Origin of the sequence: Gilvimarinus agarilyticus (assembly GCF_000832015.1) — a bacterium.
GTDB lineage: Bacteria > Pseudomonadota > Gammaproteobacteria > Pseudomonadales > Cellvibrionaceae > Gilvimarinus > Gilvimarinus agarilyticus.
On record NZ_JXCJ01000001.1, the window covers coordinates 1,449,743 to 1,467,212 of the forward strand.

Here is a 17,470-nt window from a genome sequence, read left to right on the forward strand (position 1 = left end):
CACTGCGTTGCCGCCGGGCAAGTGACCGGCTACACTGGCCCACAGAAACCTTGGCTGGTAATTTTAATGGTTTAAAGCGCTTGTGGAGATTTGGTGGTAATGAAGTGTTCAAACGGCTTGGCAGTTTTGGGTATTCTTGTGGCGCTGGCCGGTTGCTCGAGCACGGGCAGTAAACCGCCGTCCCCAGCCCCGGAGCCAGCGGCAGCCAAGCCCACCGTAAGCCCCGAGCAACAGCGAGCCCGAACCATAGCTCGGCTATTGTCGCAGGCAGAGCGCGCACTCGCCCAGGATCGGTTGTTAATGCCCGCTTACGATAACGCTTACGATCGCTATGCCAGCGTGCTACAGCTGGATAACAACAACGAGGCCGCCGAGCTGGGGATGCAGGCTATCGTCTTGCGCTATTTGGATATGGCCCGGGATGCGGCGCAGCGCAGCCGCTATGAGGATGCGCACTCCTACCTCGATCGGGCGGCGAGCATTCTGCCCGATAACGCCGCGGTGAACGCGATGATCAGTGAGCAGCGCAACCAAACCTTACAACCGCAAGCCCCCGTGGTTGCGGATAACGCCGTGATGCTTAATGTGGGCGAGCTGCAAGCGCGCAGCGATACGTTAAAAGTCCAATTAAAAGACCTGGCGCTGCGGGCGCGACGGGACGATCAAATGGTGTTGATCGTTACCGGCAGTGATGCTGAGGGGCGCTGGGTATATCAAACCATGCGCGAAGCGGTAAAAGGCTACTTGTTGCGCGGTGATATAAAAGTCGGCTCGCCCGTTCGCGTAGAGTTTTTGTCGCCGCCCTAGCGAGTGGTTGCGGCCGCTTCAGTCTGCCTAAAAACCAAAGCTGATAAATCTGTTCATCTACTTAAGGAGTCCGTCGTGTCGCTTTTTATAGCTCCGCGTTTAACACGTCTAGTGCGGTCATTATTTGCCTCGTGTTTATTGTTGGCCGTTGCGGCTCAAACTTCAGCGGCGCCCGCTCTTAAGGTGAGTGACGCTACCCTGCAGCTACCGATACCGGGTACGCATAACAGCGCCGTGTATTTGCGCTTGGTCAATACCGGTTCTGAACCGGCCACTTTGGTGGGGGTGACGACCACCATTGCCGAAAAGGCCCAATTGCATTCGCACACTAATATTGACGGCATGATGCGTATGCGGCCAGTGGACTCGCTGACTATCGCACCGGGCGAAACAGTGGTGTTTGAATCGGGCGGTTACCACATTATGTTGTTGGGTGTGCAGCCATCGCTTGCCTCTGGCGATACCGTAGAATTAACCCTTAAATTTGACGACGGCAGCACGACCTCGGCTATGGCGCGTGCCGTAAGCCGGTACGATCGTGCTGACCACTCTCACCATCACTGACGCGTTTTTTCAGGAGTATGACGATAATGGAAAGTCTAGGACGAAGCTGGCGCAAGTTAACTCGCCGCACGAGCGCCGAGGGTGAATCGGCGTCCTTTGGTACGGCTGAAGCCCGCGATGATGAGCCGAGCGCTGCTTCGCCCGAGTCCGAAAGGGGCCCCTGGAAGATATTGCTGACGGTGCTTGTGCTGATATTTCTCGCGTTACTGGCGCTTGGTTGGTACTGGAGCCTGATGCCGTCCACCTTTAATGTTAATGCCCGTACCGAGGCCAAGCTGCACGAGATGGATACCCCGCCGGTGGTGGGCGCCACCACCACTATCACCTTAATGAGTGTTGCCGAGACACTACTGGAAAAGCCGGGTGGTTACCTGAGTAATGATGTGACGCCGCCCAGCTGGTGGCTCGACAATATGCCCAACTGGGAGTACGGCGTACTGATTCAGGTGCGTGACATGAACAAAGCCATGCGCGAGGCGTTTAGTCGCTCACAGTCGCAATCGCTAGAAGATAAAGACCTGGCGCTGGCTGAATCGCGTTTTAATTTTAATAACGATAGCTGGCTGTTTCCTCCATCGGAGAAACAATACCGGCAGGGTATTGGGCACTTGCAGGGTTACCTTGACCGCTTGGTCGACCCGGCCCACAAAGATGCGCAGTTTTTTGCCCGTGCCGATAACCTACGTTACTGGTTAAAAACCGTTGAAACCCGCTTGGGTAATTTATCACAGCGTTTAAGTGCCAGTGTTGGGCAGCAGCGGTTGAACACCGATTTGGCGGGAGATGCGGCGGCGACTGCCTCGACCCCTAAACCGGGTGATGAGTATGTTAAAACCCCTTGGTTGGAAATCGATGATGTTTACTACGAGGCGCGCGGCGCCGCGTGGGCGTTGCTGCACCTGTTGCGCGCGGTGGAGCGGGACTTTGCCGATATTTTAATTAAGAAAAATGCGCTGGTTAGTGTGCGACAAATTATTCGCGAGCTTGAGGCGACGCAAAGCACGGTGTATAGCCCGATGATTTTAAACGGCAGCGGGTTTGGCGTGCTGGCCAACCACTCGTTGGTTATGGCCTCGTACATCTCCCGCGCCAACGCCGCGATTATTGATTTGCGGGAGTTACTCGAGCAGGGCTAACCTGCACCGACGCGCCATGTTGAATGCTTTTTTATTGACGCGCGGCTGGCGCGATACCTCTCGGGGGCTCGAGTTAGAGTTTCACTGGGCAACCGAGGCGGGTGCGGTGTGTACTCGTTTTAGCGGGCAGGAAGCGGTTTTTTTTATCGCCACCCGTAAATGCTCACAAGCCGTTGAGATTTTAAAATCGCTACCCGGATGGCGGCACCGCGATTTATCCTTAAAAACCCGAGACGGCAAAGCCGTTAGCGCTTTTTATTTTCGTACGATGGCCGCCGCCCGCGAGGCCGAAAAACGCCTAACGTCACACACCATTCCCTGCTGGGAGGCGGATATTCGCCCGCCAGAGCGCTTTTTAATGGAGCGCTTTATTACCGCGGGTGCCTGTATCGAGGGCGGCGGCAATAGATCCGGCGCGCTCTACAACCCCAAGCTTTCCCCCGCCGAGTATCGCCCCAATTTGCGCCTGGCCTCGATCGACATCGAGACCACCATGGACGCGCAAACGCTTTACTCTATTGGTGTCTATTCCGCGCAAACACGCTGTGTTTTTATGGTGGCCGGGCAGACCCGAACCCAGCCGCTGGAGGACGGCACAGAGCTTATTGAGTGCGTCGATGAAAAAGCGTGCTTGCAGGCTTTTTTAGATTGGTTAAAACGTGAAGACCCGGACGCCCTGATCGGCTGGAACTTAGTGCAGTTTGATTTGTGGGTGCTGTGCGATATTGCCGCCCGGCTAAAAATGGTGTTGGATTTAGGGCGTGGCGGCGCGCGCGCTTTTTGGCGCGAAGAAAAAGGCGAGGGCGGTCGCCGATTTGTATCTATTCCGGGGCGCGTTGCACTGGACGGTATCGAGCTGCTTAAGCAAGCCAATTATCAGTTCGATAGTTTTGCGCTGGACAATGTGGCCGCTGAGTTACTGGGTGAGGGAAAGTTGCTGCACGGCGCCGGCCGCGGTGAAGATATCTCTCGATTGTTTGAAACAGATAAACCCGCCCTCGCGCGTTACAACATCAAAGATTGTCAGTTGGTGTGGGATATTTTTGTTCGCCAACAACTATTGGAGTTTGCCATCGAACGCAGCCAGTTAACGGGCTTGTTGCTCGATCGTATTGGCGGCTCCGTCGCGGCGTTTGAATACAGCTACTTACCGCGTTTGCATCGCCGTGGTTTTATCGCGCCCAATCTCGGGGAGCTGCGTACCGATATCGTAAGCCCCGGCGGGTTTGTTATGGACTCCGACCCAGGCATTTACCATCACGTACTGGTGCTGGATTTTAAAAGCCTGTACCCCAGTATTATCCGCACTTTTTATATCGATCCCTGTGCCTTTTGGTGTGCCGAGCTATCCAGCAGCAAGCGGCATTTGGTAGAGGGGTTTAATGGTGCCTCGTTTGATCGCGATAACGCTATTTTGCCCGACATGATTGAATCTTTGTGGCAGGCGCGCGACCGAGCTAAGGCGGTTGACAATAAGCCGCTGTCTTACGCCATTAAAATTATTATGAATTCGTTTTACGGTGTGTTGGGGTCTACCGGTTGCCGCTTTTTTGACCCCCGTGTGGCCAGCTCTATTACGTTGCGTGGACACGATATTATTCAATCGAGCAAACGATGGATTGAGCAGCAGGGTTACCGGGTGATTTATGGCGATACCGACTCGGTGTTTGTCTGGCTTTGCAGCGATGAGCCAATGGCGGACGCCAGCGCCACCGCCGTGGGTAAAACATTGGCCGAGGGGTTAAATCGCTGGTGGCACGAAAAGCTCGAGCGCGAGTTTGCCATTGAGTGCGCGCTAGAAATTGAGTTTGAAGCGCACTATAAAAAGTTTTTAATGCCCACGGTGCGCGGCTCTGACGAGGGCAGTAAAAAGCGTTACGCCGGTTTGGTGGGGGAGGTCGGATCCGAAACATTGGTGTTTAAAGGGCTGGAGTCCGCCCGCAGTGACTGGACATTATTGGCCCGAGAGTTTCAGCACGAGCTGTACCGCCGGGTATTTGCCGATGAGCCTTATCAGGCGTATGTGCAATCGTGTGTGCGCGCGCTAATGCGCGGTGAGAGCGACGCCAAGTTAGTGTATAAAAAACGGCTGCGGCGGCGCTTAAGTGAGTACCAAAAAAATGTGCCGCCCCATGTGCAGGCCGCGCGCAAACAAAAGGAGTGGGGGCTGGGCGAGCTAAAGCGAGGCGACTGGGTAAGTTACGTGATTACTTTGCAGGGGCCGGAACCGGTCGCGGGGCGGCGCAGTGAACTTGATTACGAACACTACCGAACCCGACAACTAGCCCCGGTGGCTGATTCTATTTTGTACTTTTTAGATGACTCGCTGGCGGCGATAACCGACCAGCAAATGTCACTGTTTGGTTAAGCGAGGTGGCTACCATTGCTGCAGTTGGCTGCTACTGCCACTGACAATAACATCCACCTTTTTATTGGCGTTGCTAAGGGTTACCACGTCACTTACCAAATCGACGCCCGGGCCAAACGCCGCGACGGTATAGCCACCGCTGGACCGGGCAATGGTGTAGGCGCCCGCGCCATTTGTCATCGTACTGGCGTCGCCCACACTGACGGTGACATTGCCAATCCCCTCTCCCGCACTGTAGCGGCCATTGTTGTCGTCATCGCGGTACACCACCCCTGAGACAAAGTAGTCGCTGCCGTGGCGGGCAAATTTTTGTGTAATCATCGAACTTGGTAGAGCGCCATAGCCCTCAAACTCAAATTCGCCGACACGCTGGCCAACGCCCAACTCGCGGTAGCCACTATTAAGAATATTCTGTCGGTGCCCCGGCGACTCAAATAACCCCTGGTGCTGGCTTATGGCAGCGGCGGTTACGTCGGGTGTGCTGCTGGCGCCCGAGACGGAGATGTTTTCGCCCGCCGCCCAGCTACCGCTTAAGCTGTAACCTTCGGCCGCGATTCGCTCAGCGGCACTGCTATCGGCGACGCCTGTGTGCGAGAACGTATCTGTGTCTAACATCCACTGGCTGTGGCCACGCGCGGCCCGTATTAACAGCTCGTTATAGGCCAGCGGGGGGCGCTGTTCAGCGCTGAGGGTTCCGGGGGCGAGCCCTTCATTTAAATCGATACCAAAGCGCGACGCCTCGGCCGCGGGTGCAAACCGCGCACGATTGACCAGCTCTAGCATCATAGCTTCGCCGGCGCTGACACTAAGCGCTGCGCTCGGTTGTGAAGGCGTGGCGCTGAGCTCGGAGCTGACATCGCCCGCGTTATCGCCAAGCGTGGCGGCTACCACAAAGTAATAGGTTTTTTGATTGCTCAGGCCGCTGATGGTGAGCGGTGGTTGTGCCACGCTTTGCCAGTCGCCATCTCGGTATGCGCCGATATTCTCGGGGGCAATGCCGGCTTCGGACGCATAAAAGACTTCATAGGCTTCTGCCCCCGAAACTGGCAGCCAGTCGAGTACCACTTGATTATTTCCGGCGCCTACCTTGAACGCACCTGGAGCTGGCATCACACTGCTAGAACTAGAACTAGAACTAGAACTAGAACTAGAACTAGAACTAGAACTAGAACTAGAACTAGAACTAGAACTAGAACTAGAACTAGAACTAGAACTAGCGCTGGGTTCGCTGCTACTGGAGGATTGCGAAGAGCTGCTGATCACGCCCGAACTGCTCGATGAGCTGTTGGCGGGCGAGCTGGAGCCCTCAGAGCTCGCGGTACTTGAGCTGGACACTGAACTCGCGCTGCTGCTAGGTGACGATTCCGCGCTGCTGGAAGAGCTGTCGGGTGTCGAGCTGCTGGCTATTGAACTGCTCGATACAGAACTGCTGGTTTCGGCGCTGCTGCTCGAAGCGCTAGACGCGAAGCTGCTTTGTGGCTCGCTGGCGCCAGTGTCGGAGCTGCCCGAGCCGCCGCAGGCGCTGAGCAGGGTGATGAGTAAAAGGGGAAGGAGCGGTTTCACAAGGTACTCTCGGGTTGGGTTGGTACGGTTATAACTGAACATTGGTTATATTCTAACCGGTTGTTACGTAAAATAACTGTAACTGGCACGCAAAAATCACCGGTACGAGCGTGCTTGTACCATGCTCTGGGTGGCGGTAGCATTGCTACCCGATATTAGGTCATGCAACGAGAGAAACATGGAAGACGTACTGGATGAATTACGCGAGCACAATGTCAATGTTCCGGTACCGCTGGAGCTGCCCGATGACGATGCTCTGGTGGTGGTTGAGGAGGAGTTGCTGCTGCCTTTACCACGGGACTTGCGCGATTATTTACTGCAGGCGAGCGATGTGATTTATGGCTCGTTAGAGCCGGTTACCGCCGCCGACCCCTACTCACATACCTATTTGCCCGAAGTGGCGGCCGTGGCCTGGGCTCAGGGTATGCCACGACACCTGGTACCACTGTGTGAAACTCACGGTCACTACTATTGTGTCGACCCAGATGGGGAGGTGCAGTTTTGGCGTGATGGCGAGCTTAGTGACGAAACCTGGGCCTCGGTGTGGCACTGGGTACGCGACGTTTGGCTTGAAAGTTAAGCGGTAGCGCTTATCGCACCGCTGACAAGCGGCGGGTACAAAAAAACCGAGCCTGAGCTCGGTTTTTTTATGGGCTGATGGTGTAGGCCTTTATCAGTAAATGCTTACCGCGCCTGTGGCGTCAGCGCTATTATCCGTTGGCTCCGCATCCGGGCCTTGGCCCGCTTCGCGGTAGGCACTGGTGGCGAGACGGGCACCGTCGCTGGACAACGCAAAGGCACGGCCCAAGCGATCTTGTGAATCGCTAACCGCGGCTTTGACGTAGCTTAGCTGTGACCATACGCCGCCGGCGCCCCGGCCAAGCATATAAAGGGCGCCACTGTTTTCGGCGCTGTTGTCGGTTTCATCGCCATTGATACCTACGGCGGCGCTGTCTTCAAAGTAGGCGCCTACCACAAGATAGGAACCATCCCCCGATAATCGTACCGTGGTGCCAAATGTGTCGCCGGGGCCGGTATTCGAGGCTTTGATGTAGGAGGTTTGCTCCCAGCCGTCCGTTAAATCTTCAAAAATATAAGCCGCGCCGGAGCTAAAAAAGGACTCCATATCACTGCTGTAATCCGGGTCGAGCTCGGTGTAATCTGACGGGTCACCATTGACGCCGGTGGCACGGCTACCCTCACCGGGCGCACCTACCGCCAAGCGCTTGCCATCACTGGATAGATCCACACTGGCGCCAAAACGTAAGCCACTTATGTACGAAAGATAGCCACTGCTGTTGTAGTAGGATAGGCGTATTGAATAACCGGGTTTGATGTAGGCGGTCTGAGCCCACTCACCGGCGCTGCGGTTAAACACAAATACCGCACCGGAGTCTGGTTTTGCCGCCGCATCGGTAGGAATCTCCTGGTTAACGCCGTTGCCGGGCACGTCTTCTCCGTTGGCGCCGACGGCCAGGGTATCGCCGGAGTAGTCGAGTGCCACCGAGAATCCGAATTGATCATCGGCGCGGGGCGTTTCTGCTTTAACGTAGGCTTGCTGCGCCCAATTAGTGCCGTCGTTGGCAAAGACATACACAGCACCGGGGGCGCTAATATCGTTAAGGCTTTCGTCGCCATTAATGCCACCCGAGCTGCTGTCTTCGCCGATGGCGCCGACCGCCAGGGTTTTGCCATCACCCGAGAGTGCGACACTGTGACCAAAGCGGTCACCGGCGGTGGTGGAGCCCACGGATGAGACACTTGAAGACGAGCTGGTGTCTTCACTGGATGAGCTGGAAGAAGAGCTGCTGGAGGAGTCCTCTTCTTCTGGCGTGTTAGAGGCCTTGACGTAAGCGGTTTGTGACCAGCTGCCGTCGCTGCGTTCAAATAAGTAAACGGCGCCAGCGTTTGCCGCGGAATTATCGGTTTCATCACCATTGATACCGGTGGCGTTGCTGTCCTCCAGCAGGGCACCTACCGCGAGTGTGTTGCCGTTATCTGACAAAGAGACTGAATAACCAAAGCGGTCGTTAGAGCGGACTAATTCGTTGCCGTCATCATCCTCAAAGGGTGCTTCGGTGTTCGAGGCTTTCAGGTAAGCTTGTTGTTGCCACTCACCATTGTTGTGGATAAAGACATACACGGCGCCGGCGGCCAGTGTGCTGTTATCGCTTTGGTCGCCATCAACGCCTTGAGCCATAGAGTCTTCTTGCAGGCCCCCGACGGCGAGTGTGGTACCGTCGGCGGATAGATCTAAGCTCCAGCCGAACCAATCATTGGCTTCGGCGTTAGACGCTTTTAAGTAGCCGATGGTGTCGAGCATCGCGTTTATCGCGGTGGCCTCGTTAGAGTTGCTGCAATCGTTGGCGCTGGCGCATGCCTCCACCATGTAGCGAGCTTCGGGCCAGTTGGTCAGGTGCGTGCTGATTTGGTCGTAGGCCTCCGGGGCTGTTAAGTCGTCCCCCACCTGGCTAAAACCGCTGGTGCCATCCGGGTCTTTATACAGGCGGTAAAAACTGGTGCCCTCTACCGCGTCCCAGCTGATGTGCAGGGTGCCGGCACCGGCGCCTTCGATATTCAGGTCGGGCCACTCGCCGTTTCCGGCTGGGGTGGACGAGCTACTGGAGCTACTTGAGGCACTGCTTGCTACGCTGCTGGAGCTGGTTGTGTCATTATCGTCGTCATCGCTGCCACAGCCAACGAGTACCAGTGACGCCACAAGGCAGGGTAATAGGCTACATTTTTTAACCGCGTGCAGAAGCTCGTAACTCATTCAATCGATCCTGAAGTTTATCGTGTGCGGGGGATTCTGTCCGGCCCTGACAGGTGTGTCAATGCAAAGGCGGAAATTAGGCGATAAGCCGCTGTTATTAGTATCCCATAAATAAGCGGGGTTTTGACCTTTAGGGAGGCTGAGGGTTCCTTCAGTTGTACCTAGTGCGGAGCGTACATCAGAGCCCTGATAGAGCTCTGATGTTTAGCGGTGTTGCCGGTTTTTAGTACAGAAAGACTGCGCCACTGTCGATGGTACTGTTATCGCTGCTGTCGCCCGTAACACCCGTGCCGCTGCCGTCTTCGCCGGAGGCCGTGATGGCCAGCGTTTGGCCGTCGCGGCTAAGGGCAAGCGTACGACCAAAGGTGTCGTTGGCATCGGTGTTACTGGCTTTAAGGTAGTTGCCCAAAGCCCAGTGGTCGCCGGTCAGCTGATACACGTATGCGGCCCCGGCGCTGGGCGCCCGATTGTTGTCCCAGTCGCTACCGATGGCCAGAGCGTCCGAGTCGTCGCGCGGGGTGCCGGCTACTAAGGTATTGCCGTCGCCCGATAGCATCACTTGCCAGCTAAACAAATTATCTTCGTCATTCTCTTCGGCTTTTAAATATTGCTGTTGCTGCCAGCTGCCGTCGTACGTAAAGACGTAGGCGGCGCCGGAGTCGGCTTCACCAATAACCTCTGCGTCTGCTTCAGGGCCTGCTTCCGAGCCGTCTTCGTAGGGGGCGCCTACTGCCAATCGGGTGCCGTCGCTTGAGAGCGACAGGCTCAAACCAAACTCGTCGTTGATGCCGGGAACCGCCGCTTTAATATAGTCGCTATGGGCCCAGCCGGCGTCTGTGTAACGCAGGATGTGCACTGCGCCCGAACTGCGGGCTTTAAAGTCTTCGGCATCGCCATTGATGCCGCCGCTGCTGGAGTTATCGCCGGGCGAGCCAACCGCGAGCATGTTGCCGTCATCGGCAAAAGCGAGAGAGTAGCCAAAGCGCGAGGGGGTGGTCGAGTAGCACTCGATACCCGGTGGACGCGGGTCAAAGCACGGGGAGTCGTGCCAGGAGGGAACGCTGGGTTTGATATAAGCTTGTTGGCTCCAGCTGCTGTCGGCCTGCTCGAACAAGTACACGGCGCCAGCTAATTCGACGCTGTTGTCGTCCTGATCGCCATCGATACCTGATGCCTCACTGTCTTCATAGGGGGCACTGGCGGCGAGCCTTGAGCCGTCGGCCGAGAGCGCTACGCGCACACCAAAAAAGTCCTGTTCTTCGGCATTGGAGGCTTTTAAACGTGCCTGTTGTTGCCAGCCGCTATCTCCGGCTTGGTAGACGTACACGGCACCGGAGTCGGCGGTAGAGTTATCGCCGGCTTCGCTGTTTTTTGCACTGTCCTCGTAGGGGGCGCCGATGGCCAGAGTGGTGCCATCCTCAGACAGAGCTAGTGAGTAGCCAAACAGGTCGTCAGAGCCCATGTCGGGCGCGGGGTTTTGCAGCGTGTGGCTGAGTTCCCAGTCGGCGTCACTGGCGGTAAAAATAAAGACGGCGCCACTGTTGGTGCCGGCGTCTTCTGCAATATCAAAGCGAGGTGCACCGACCGCGAGTGTTGCGCCGTCGGCCGAGATGGCCATGGCGAAACCAAATGTTGCTTTTTGTTGCGCTGAGCCGGCCTTTAGGTAACCGATGGCGTCGCTGACCTGATCGTCCAGGTAAATGTCTGAGCCGGCGCTACAGCCGTGGCTGTTACAAGCTTCAACCAAATAGCGGGCGTCGCTCCAGTTGTTCAGGTGAGCGGCCAGCGGGGCCTGAAACTCAGTCGCTTGCAGTTCGCCGCTGATGTCGCTAAAGCCGCTGTTGCCGTCCGGGTCGTGCGAGACACGATAGTACTCGGCGCCACTGACACTGCTCCAGCTGAAGGTTAATGCTTTGGGGGCGACCGCGGCGCTGGCATTGGGTGCGCCGGGAGCTTGGCCGCCGTTATCGTTGTCGTCATCACTGCTGCCGCAGCCGCTCGCGGCCAGTGCGCCAGCGATGCTTAGGCACAGGGCTGTGCGGGGAAAAAATGGCTTAGGCATAGGGTGCTCCGGTCTCTACGGTGTTTGTTCTGTGGTTTTAAGGTAACCAGAGCGCAGACTCTATGCCAGTGGTAAATTGTTAAAAATATTTACCTTTTTGTGCATTAAGGGGTTTGGTATTCGATGCCTTTGATCTTCTCACCCCAAAACTTCAACTTATTGACGCCAGTGGGGGCGGCCTTAAAGGTCAGCCCCGCGTTGCCATAGCCCTGAAAGTAGCGCAGCGTAAGCTGGTGTGGGCCTGCGTTCAGCTGGTGCATACAGGTGTTGCGCCGAAAGGGGCGGTCGCGTTTGTACTGGCAAATAACTTCGCCGTCAATCTCGAGCTGATAGCCGTCGTCGCTGCCCACCTCAAAACGATAGCGCGATGGCTCGGTCACGGTGAACGAGGTCGTGATATCCGCGTAAAAATATTCGCTCCAGCCTAACACGCCGAGTTCTGGGTGCTTAAAGTTGTTGTTTGCGTTTAGCTCCACGCGGTCGATCATTAGGGTGCGGCTGTCGGATATTTGCCGCGGCTGATCGATCTGGTTAATTTGGCCTCTGCTTTTACTCAGTACCATTTTTAACACCGGATCTACCGATGGCGGTATAAGCTTATTAATGGTCAGGGCAATAAAAGCCAACAGCAGTGCCGAAAATATTGTGTTTTTAAGCATTAGCGCACCACCTCTAACTTCCAGTAGTCAAACCAGTCCCTTACTTCAAACTGCGCTTCGGTCAGCTCCCAGCTGTAGGTGAAAGGCGCAAAGATAAAAAACACGCCCACCGTAAAAGCGATAAACACGGCTAAGTTTATATAGGTGTGTCGGCTGGCGGCGAGTAATTGCTCGCGGAAGATATAGCTAAAAACCAGCGCGAGATTAATAATGCCAAACACGAGTGGCACTAAGTAGTGATACATATACATCACGCGCTCGATTTGTAAAATCGCGATCATGTAACTGACGTACAACCCCGTGAAGGCGCAAATCCAGTAGAACAGGGCTGTGTCTTTGACTGGGTTGTTGTACACAAAGCGGCCGATGATGAGCCCGGCGGAAAGAATGATACCTGCCGCTACGCTAAACCACACCACGGGGTTGGCCACCAGATTGTGGTAGCGCACATGGGTGGTGCCATCGATGGTGCGCTTAGACCAGCGATAATTGATGGTTTTGGTGCCCAGCGGCCAGCCGATGGCGGCGCTGCCGTTTTCGCCCTCTTTACAGACATCCAGGCGAGGCACGCCGTCGGCGTAGTTGGACATATACTTGAGGTTATCTTGCATGGCGATAACAAAGGTGCCGGGCGCCCAGCTGTCGCCGGCTTTGATTTTTTGTTGGTACTCGGCGCTCGCGCTGTAATCTTTGTGGGGTGAAATTTGTTGCCCCAGCCCTATGTGGATATAAAACACCGCCAAAAATGTCAGTGCCAGCGGAATCACGCCGGCCGGTACTGTGGTGCATAATCGTTTTAATAGGTCGAGCAAGTTAAACGATTTAATGGCCTGCCATTGATCGACGCCGTATACCATGACAAATAGCAGCAGTAGTACTAACGCATTTACTTTTACTGCCACCGCCAGACCTATGATGACCCCCAGTAATGCGTACTGAGTGAGTGTCGGGCCCCTACTTGATGTGACGATACGTACCGCGTAGTAAATGGCGGCGAGGATAAAAAATAACTGGATGCCCTCGAGCATGGCCGAGCGCGCGTGAATAACCAGCGCATTGTCAAAAATTAAAAAGCAGCAAAAGGCCAGAGCGATATGCGGGTTGCCGGTAGTGCGCCGGATAATGCCAAATAAAAACAGTACCGACAGTGCCATTAGTACGGTGGACGGCAGGCGGTAGCCGTAAAAGCTGATGCCGCCTTGTGGCATATCCGAGTCACGCACATAGTCGGTATTGGTAAAATTTGATTTGTCTTTGTCAGCATTAACCCCAAGCAAGGCCTCGCTGCCGGCCATGAGCAATTTGCCCAATGGCGGGTGAGGCTCCATGTACATCACCCCGTCGATGTATTTTTCGGCGGATGAGATGTGATAATTCTCATCCCAAAACAGCGCGTTTGGCTGGCCGTAGCCGATGATGTATACCGCGGCCGATACCACAAGCAGTAGTAATACATAAATCTTTAGCAGGTGATGTTTTACAAATGAGCGCATAACAGAAATTTAAACCGTTGTTGATATTCTGCGTTATTAAACGTTTATTGTTTTACGATGCTAGCGCCGCTGTGGTTACCAGCCTACGCCTTTTTTTGCGAGCGCCGATCCGCGCGCGATCGCATTGCCGGGCCAATCATACCCCAACAATTTGTAGCTGTCTGGCTCTTGGCGGCATTTTGCGTGTCGCGACACGGTCGTCACTGCGACCTTGAGCTAAAGCGTTTTTAAATACTCCACTAAAGCCAGCCGTTGGCTGTGGTCCAGTGGCGACAGGCGCTTTTCGATCAAATGGCCCTGGCCGTCGCGCAGTGGTTTACCCGCCGGGTCAAACTGCGGTACCGGCGTTACTCCGGCGGCATACTCGTGACCTTGGTTACTGTTGCCCGGCAGAGAGGCATCAAAGATAAACAGCTCGCTATCGGCTGGCGCAGCGGGTTGGCTAAAACCGACCTCGATTGGGTCAAACGCCAACTGCCCGACACTAAAGCGCGGGTGGCGGCAAAGTTGCGCATCGCCTGACTGTTGGCAGCTGGGTAAAAATAACTGGTACAGGCTGCTTACCGAGCCATTGTGCATAAAGGGGGCGGTGGCCCAAATGCCGTTCAGTGGTCGGCCCTTGTACGCCATTAGCGCAGCGGGGCTCAATTCATCAACCTGGTCAAAATCGAGATGTTTACGTGTGGCGGCGGCCGCCTCACTTGAGGCGCCGGCCGGTTTTGCAGCATTGCTCTGCGCTAACGCGCGCTGAATAACGCCAGCGCTGGCGGCACTTAGGGCCGGTAGTGCGGCCGTGGTATCACCAAAGCGAGGCCCGTTGGGCTGCGTAACGCTTTGCGGCAAACCTTTAAAGTAACCCGATTGCCCACCATAAATTAACGCGTTGCGCGCAGCGGCCGGGTCGGTGCCGAGCCGTTCGACCGACGCCATTTGCGCGATGACGCGGCGGTTGGGGTCGGTTCGATCAATGGCTTCATGGCAACGGTGGCACTGGTATTGGAAGTAAAGCGAGCGGCCCTGCTCGGCAAGCTCTAGGTCGATTGGTGGCAGTACTCCGCGCTCGGCCAGTTCGCTCCACTGAGGCGACCATAATTTACTAAGGCGCGCCTCCAGTGCTTCAAGCTCGGGGATTTTTGCCGATGAGGCGAAGCCCGGTTGCGAGGGGTCCGGCTGCAAACTAAAGCTGGCAAACACGCCCAGCACCTCACCGGTGTTACGCGCTAAAGGCCCGAGCCCGGCATTGTTGCCCACGCCATTCCACTGCACAAAATCGTGTTGCGGGGTATCCCATAAAAAAGGGTAGCTGACCGGTGCATTGGGCGGGTTGTGATTGTCCTGGCCGGGGGTTAAGTGACCAAGAATCCGGTTGTAGATGCGTCCAAATGCATCGAGCCGGGCGAAGCCGTAAGGGATACTGGTGGCGCCGTTTAACGAGCGATTGCTTCGGTTGTACTGCGCTATTTCTAGCTGCAGCTCACGCACTTGTTGGCGTAATTGCGCCCGCGCTTGCGGGCCACCGCCGGTGTTAAGCGCGGTGGCCAGGCGGGTTAGTTTGTCGGGCTGTTGCCAGGTGGCGCCAAGCGCTTGCTCTAGCTCTTGCAGCATGGTGTCCATGTCGGCCATCGCGGCGCCGCCGTCGATGCGAATACCAACACCTTTATAATTAAGCTGTGAGGTGTGGCAAGCCGCGCACGTCAGGCCAATATAGTCTTTACCTTGATGATGCTCTTTAACCCAGCCAACCGGCAGGCCTTGCGGGTTGGTGGCGCTGGGATGCTGGGGCAAGTAGCGGTAGCGCCGCATATTAGCCTCGGCGCGAAACAGCTGTTGGCTGTCGGCTTGCTCTAATTGAATAAAGATATCGTAGGGGATTAGATTGGAGCCTTGTGGCGCTGTGTAAAACCACTCGCTGTCTGCCGCGCTCCAGTTTTGCTCGGGGTAAATAATGCGGCTGGCGCTATCGCCAAAGTAATCCTGCTCTGTCGCCATGGCCGCGCGCGTGGGCTCAGGTTCTTGTTTGATGTCGCTGCAGGCACTGGCAATAACGACCAGGGCTGTGAGTAAATAAAAAGGCTTCATGGTTCGATCCCTGAGGCGACGGCTCGCCGGGTCGCGCAATCTTTATGGCGCTATTGTTAAAGCAACGGCCCGCTTTGGCAAGGCTAGCTAACCGGTGTTAGCGCCAGGGTTCGGGTATCGGCACGTCGCGTGCGCTGGGGGAGCTGTGGCGCGAGTTGTTCTAGGGTTTGCTCGGCGGTGGCGCGGTACGTGGTCAGCTTGCCGCCCATTAATGTAAAAACCCGGTTGTGGGAGCCGAGCTCCATAATGGACTCCCGACTGCGCCCAAACGCCTGCTCCGAGCTGCGCGGTAGCACCCGTAAGCCGGCAAAACTCTCGGCGCTGCTGGGTAAAATGTGTAAGTCGGGGAAGTAGTGTTTCAGCACATTTAATAGGTAGTGCATCTCATGGGGGTGGCAGTGGGCGTTTGCCGGCTCCCCGGTGTGGGGTGTTTCGGTGGTGCCTAATAACAGCTTACCTTGCCAAGGTAGGGCAAACACCGCCCGGCCATCACTGGGAGACTCCAGGTAGTAGTGGTGCTTTAGCTGCGGCGGTAGCAGTAAATGCGCGCCCTGAATCAGCTCGATCTCGGGGAGTGCGGGGGTGGGCGATATCAGCTGGTTTACCTGCGGCGCCCAGGGCCCCGCGCAATTGACTAACATAGCCGCCCGGGCTTGTTGTTCACGGCCGTTGTGCCGGTAGCGCAAATCGCAAAACTCCGGTGTGGTTTCGGCGCCGCAAAAGGTGGCCGGCAGCGCCAGCTCGGCTCCCAGCTGTTGCGCCGATTGGACGACAGCGGCTGTTAATGCCCGATCGTCGGTTTGTGCTTCTTGGTAGCGAAATACCGCTTTCAGGTGCTCAGTATTGATGCTATCGAGTTCTGGCCACTGGTCGGGCTTAAGCCGTGAGAATCGGGTGGAGCTGTCAAACCCACTGAGTAGCCGGTAAAGGCTGAGCCCCGCGGCAATGGTCAGCGGAGCCCGCTGTGAGTTGCGATACACCGGGATATGCAAGTTCGCGAGTTTGACCAGCTCGGGGGCGAGCTTAAGCAGCAGGGCGCGCTCGGTCAGGGATTCGCGAACCAACGAAAACTGCGCGCTCTCGAGGTACCTGAGACCGCCGTGGATTAATTTACTGGAGCTGCGCGATGTGGCGCAGGCAATAGCCGTTTGCTCCAGCAGCAATACCTTGTAGCCGGCGGCCGCGGCTGCCTGAGCGACGCCGGCACCGCTAATGCCGGCGCCGATAATGGCGATGTCGTAATCCATGACAATTCTCGTTTGCGAGCGTTTGCGGGCTAATGCCCGGTTCGGGGTTGTGCAATGCTAAGGTAAAGCTAATCGGGTTCAGCTAAAGCCTGCCATTGCAATGAGGCGGCCACCGCCAGATTTATGTAAGGGATAGGCGACGTCGCAGGCTTCTGCAATAGTGGTTAGCAGAAGCCTAAGCTAAAGCGGCTGGCGAGTAAATCGCCAGTGCGGTGCGCGGGGGGGAAAATCGAGTGGTTAGTCGCCGCTGGGGGCCATGCCGCCATAGGGAAAGGGGGTAACTTTATCGCCTTTGGATTCGCGTACTTTGGCCGCGCCCTCTTTTTCTACCTCATCGATGCGGATAATCGAGTGCATAGGGATGTAGGAGCGCTTTACGCCCGAGAACTCACCCTTGAGCTTTTCTTCACCCGGGTCCACCAGCAATTGGCTGCGCTCACCAAAAACAAACTCCTCTACTTCAATAAAGCCGTACATTTCGCTCTGGTATATGGCCCGGGCGAAGACCTCGTACACTTGATCTTGATTGTGAAAGATAACCTTATAGATGGGTTTGCCGATCATAATGCCTCGATGGAATGATGTAACGTCGCTACCGATGGCGCCTGCCGGCCATCAGGGGCGCGAAGAATAGCATATTCTGGATAAATGCCAACAAATTTGCACAAAAAGTAGCCGCTTTTGGGCCGGTGGCCCTGTGATTTGGCTATTGAGATGGC

Annotated in this window: 14 protein-coding genes; 6 read left to right on the forward strand and 8 right to left on the reverse strand. The window is 56.0% G+C overall.

The genetic code is table 11. The annotated features are described in order from the left end of the window. The first annotated feature begins 99 nt into the window (after positions 1 to 99). From SD69_RS06295 to SD69_RS06310, 4 genes are all read left to right on the forward strand, one after another. Positions 100 to 807 (forward strand): hypothetical protein, encoded by a 708-nt coding sequence (locus SD69_RS06295; protein ID WP_052480934.1) that lies wholly within the window; start codon positions 100 to 102, stop codon positions 805 to 807. A 75-nt stretch (positions 808 to 882) separates the two neighbouring features. After that, positions 883 to 1,371, forward strand: coding sequence for a copper chaperone PCu(A)C (locus SD69_RS06300; protein WP_052480935.1), 489 nt, complete (start codon positions 883 to 885; stop codon positions 1,369 to 1,371). A 26-nt stretch (positions 1,372 to 1,397) separates the two neighbouring features. Next, positions 1,398 to 2,507: a DUF2333 family protein gene (locus SD69_RS06305; RefSeq protein WP_041522540.1), complete on the forward strand. Its 1,110-nt coding sequence runs from the start codon at positions 1,398 to 1,400 to the stop codon at positions 2,505 to 2,507. A gap of 16 nt (positions 2,508 to 2,523) precedes the next feature. Beyond that, positions 2,524 to 4,875 (forward strand): DNA polymerase II, encoded by a 2,352-nt coding sequence (locus tag SD69_RS06310; protein WP_041522541.1) that lies wholly within the window; start codon positions 2,524 to 2,526, stop codon positions 4,873 to 4,875. Between the two features lie 9 nt (positions 4,876 to 4,884). Here the strand turns inward: SD69_RS06310 and SD69_RS18005 are convergent, their stop codons facing one another. Continuing rightward, positions 4,885 to 5,940, reverse strand: a complete 1,056-nt coding sequence (locus SD69_RS18005) for a CAP domain-containing protein (RefSeq protein WP_052480936.1) — start codon at positions 5,938 to 5,940, stop codon at positions 4,885 to 4,887. A gap of 22 nt (positions 5,941 to 5,962) precedes the next feature. Here SD69_RS18005 and SD69_RS06320 point away from each other — a divergent pair, with 22 nt between their 5' ends. Both SD69_RS06320 and SD69_RS06325 read left to right on the forward strand, forming a co-directional pair. Beyond that, positions 5,963 to 6,472: a hypothetical protein gene (locus SD69_RS06320; protein ID WP_041522542.1), complete on the forward strand. Its 510-nt coding sequence runs from the start codon at positions 5,963 to 5,965 to the stop codon at positions 6,470 to 6,472. Between the two features lie 144 nt (positions 6,473 to 6,616). Beyond that, positions 6,617 to 7,018, forward strand: a complete 402-nt coding sequence (locus SD69_RS06325; RefSeq protein WP_041522543.1) for an SMI1/KNR4 family protein — start codon at positions 6,617 to 6,619, stop codon at positions 7,016 to 7,018. A 93-nt stretch (positions 7,019 to 7,111) separates the two neighbouring features. Here SD69_RS06325 and SD69_RS06330 read toward each other — a convergent pair whose 3' ends face one another. The 7 genes from SD69_RS06330 to SD69_RS06360 all read right to left on the reverse strand — a co-directional run bounded on the left by SD69_RS06330 (position 7,112) and on the right by SD69_RS06360 (position 17,315). Then, complete coding sequence (locus tag SD69_RS06330; protein ID WP_052480937.1) at positions 7,112 to 9,211, reverse strand: hypothetical protein; 2,100 nt, start codon at positions 9,209 to 9,211, stop codon at positions 7,112 to 7,114. Positions 9,212 to 9,434: 223 nt separating this feature from the next. After that, entirely contained in the window at positions 9,435 to 11,273 is a 1,839-nt protein-coding gene (locus SD69_RS06335) for a hypothetical protein (protein ID WP_041522544.1), read from the reverse strand. A 104-nt stretch (positions 11,274 to 11,377) separates the two neighbouring features. Continuing rightward, positions 11,378 to 11,932 (reverse strand): PA14 domain-containing protein, encoded by a 555-nt coding sequence (locus SD69_RS06340; RefSeq protein ID WP_052480938.1) that lies wholly within the window; start codon positions 11,930 to 11,932, stop codon positions 11,378 to 11,380. Continuing rightward, the gene (locus SD69_RS06345; protein WP_041522546.1) at positions 11,932 to 13,425 is read right to left on the reverse strand and encodes a phospholipid carrier-dependent glycosyltransferase; all 1,494 of its coding nucleotides are present in this window, start codon (positions 13,423 to 13,425) and stop codon (positions 11,932 to 11,934) included. Before SD69_RS06345 ends, SD69_RS06340 begins: the two co-directional genes overlap by 1 nt. Positions 13,426 to 13,641: 216 nt before the next feature. Beyond that, on the reverse strand, positions 13,642 to 15,504 hold the full coding sequence (locus SD69_RS06350) for a di-heme-cytochrome C peroxidase (protein ID WP_041522547.1): 1,863 nt from the start codon (positions 15,502 to 15,504) through the stop codon (positions 13,642 to 13,644). Positions 15,505 to 15,587: 83 nt separating this feature from the next. Then, positions 15,588 to 16,751 carry a glycerol-3-phosphate dehydrogenase/oxidase gene (locus SD69_RS06355; protein ID WP_041522548.1) on the reverse strand — a complete coding sequence of 388 codons (1,164 nt, stop codon included), beginning with the start codon at positions 16,749 to 16,751 and terminating at the stop codon, positions 15,588 to 15,590. Positions 16,752 to 16,988: 237 nt separating this feature from the next. Then, the gene (locus SD69_RS06360; protein WP_198144062.1) at positions 16,989 to 17,315 is read right to left on the reverse strand and encodes a DUF1820 family protein; all 327 of its coding nucleotides are present in this window, start codon (positions 17,313 to 17,315) and stop codon (positions 16,989 to 16,991) included. Between the last annotated feature and the right edge of the window lie 155 nt (positions 17,316 to 17,470).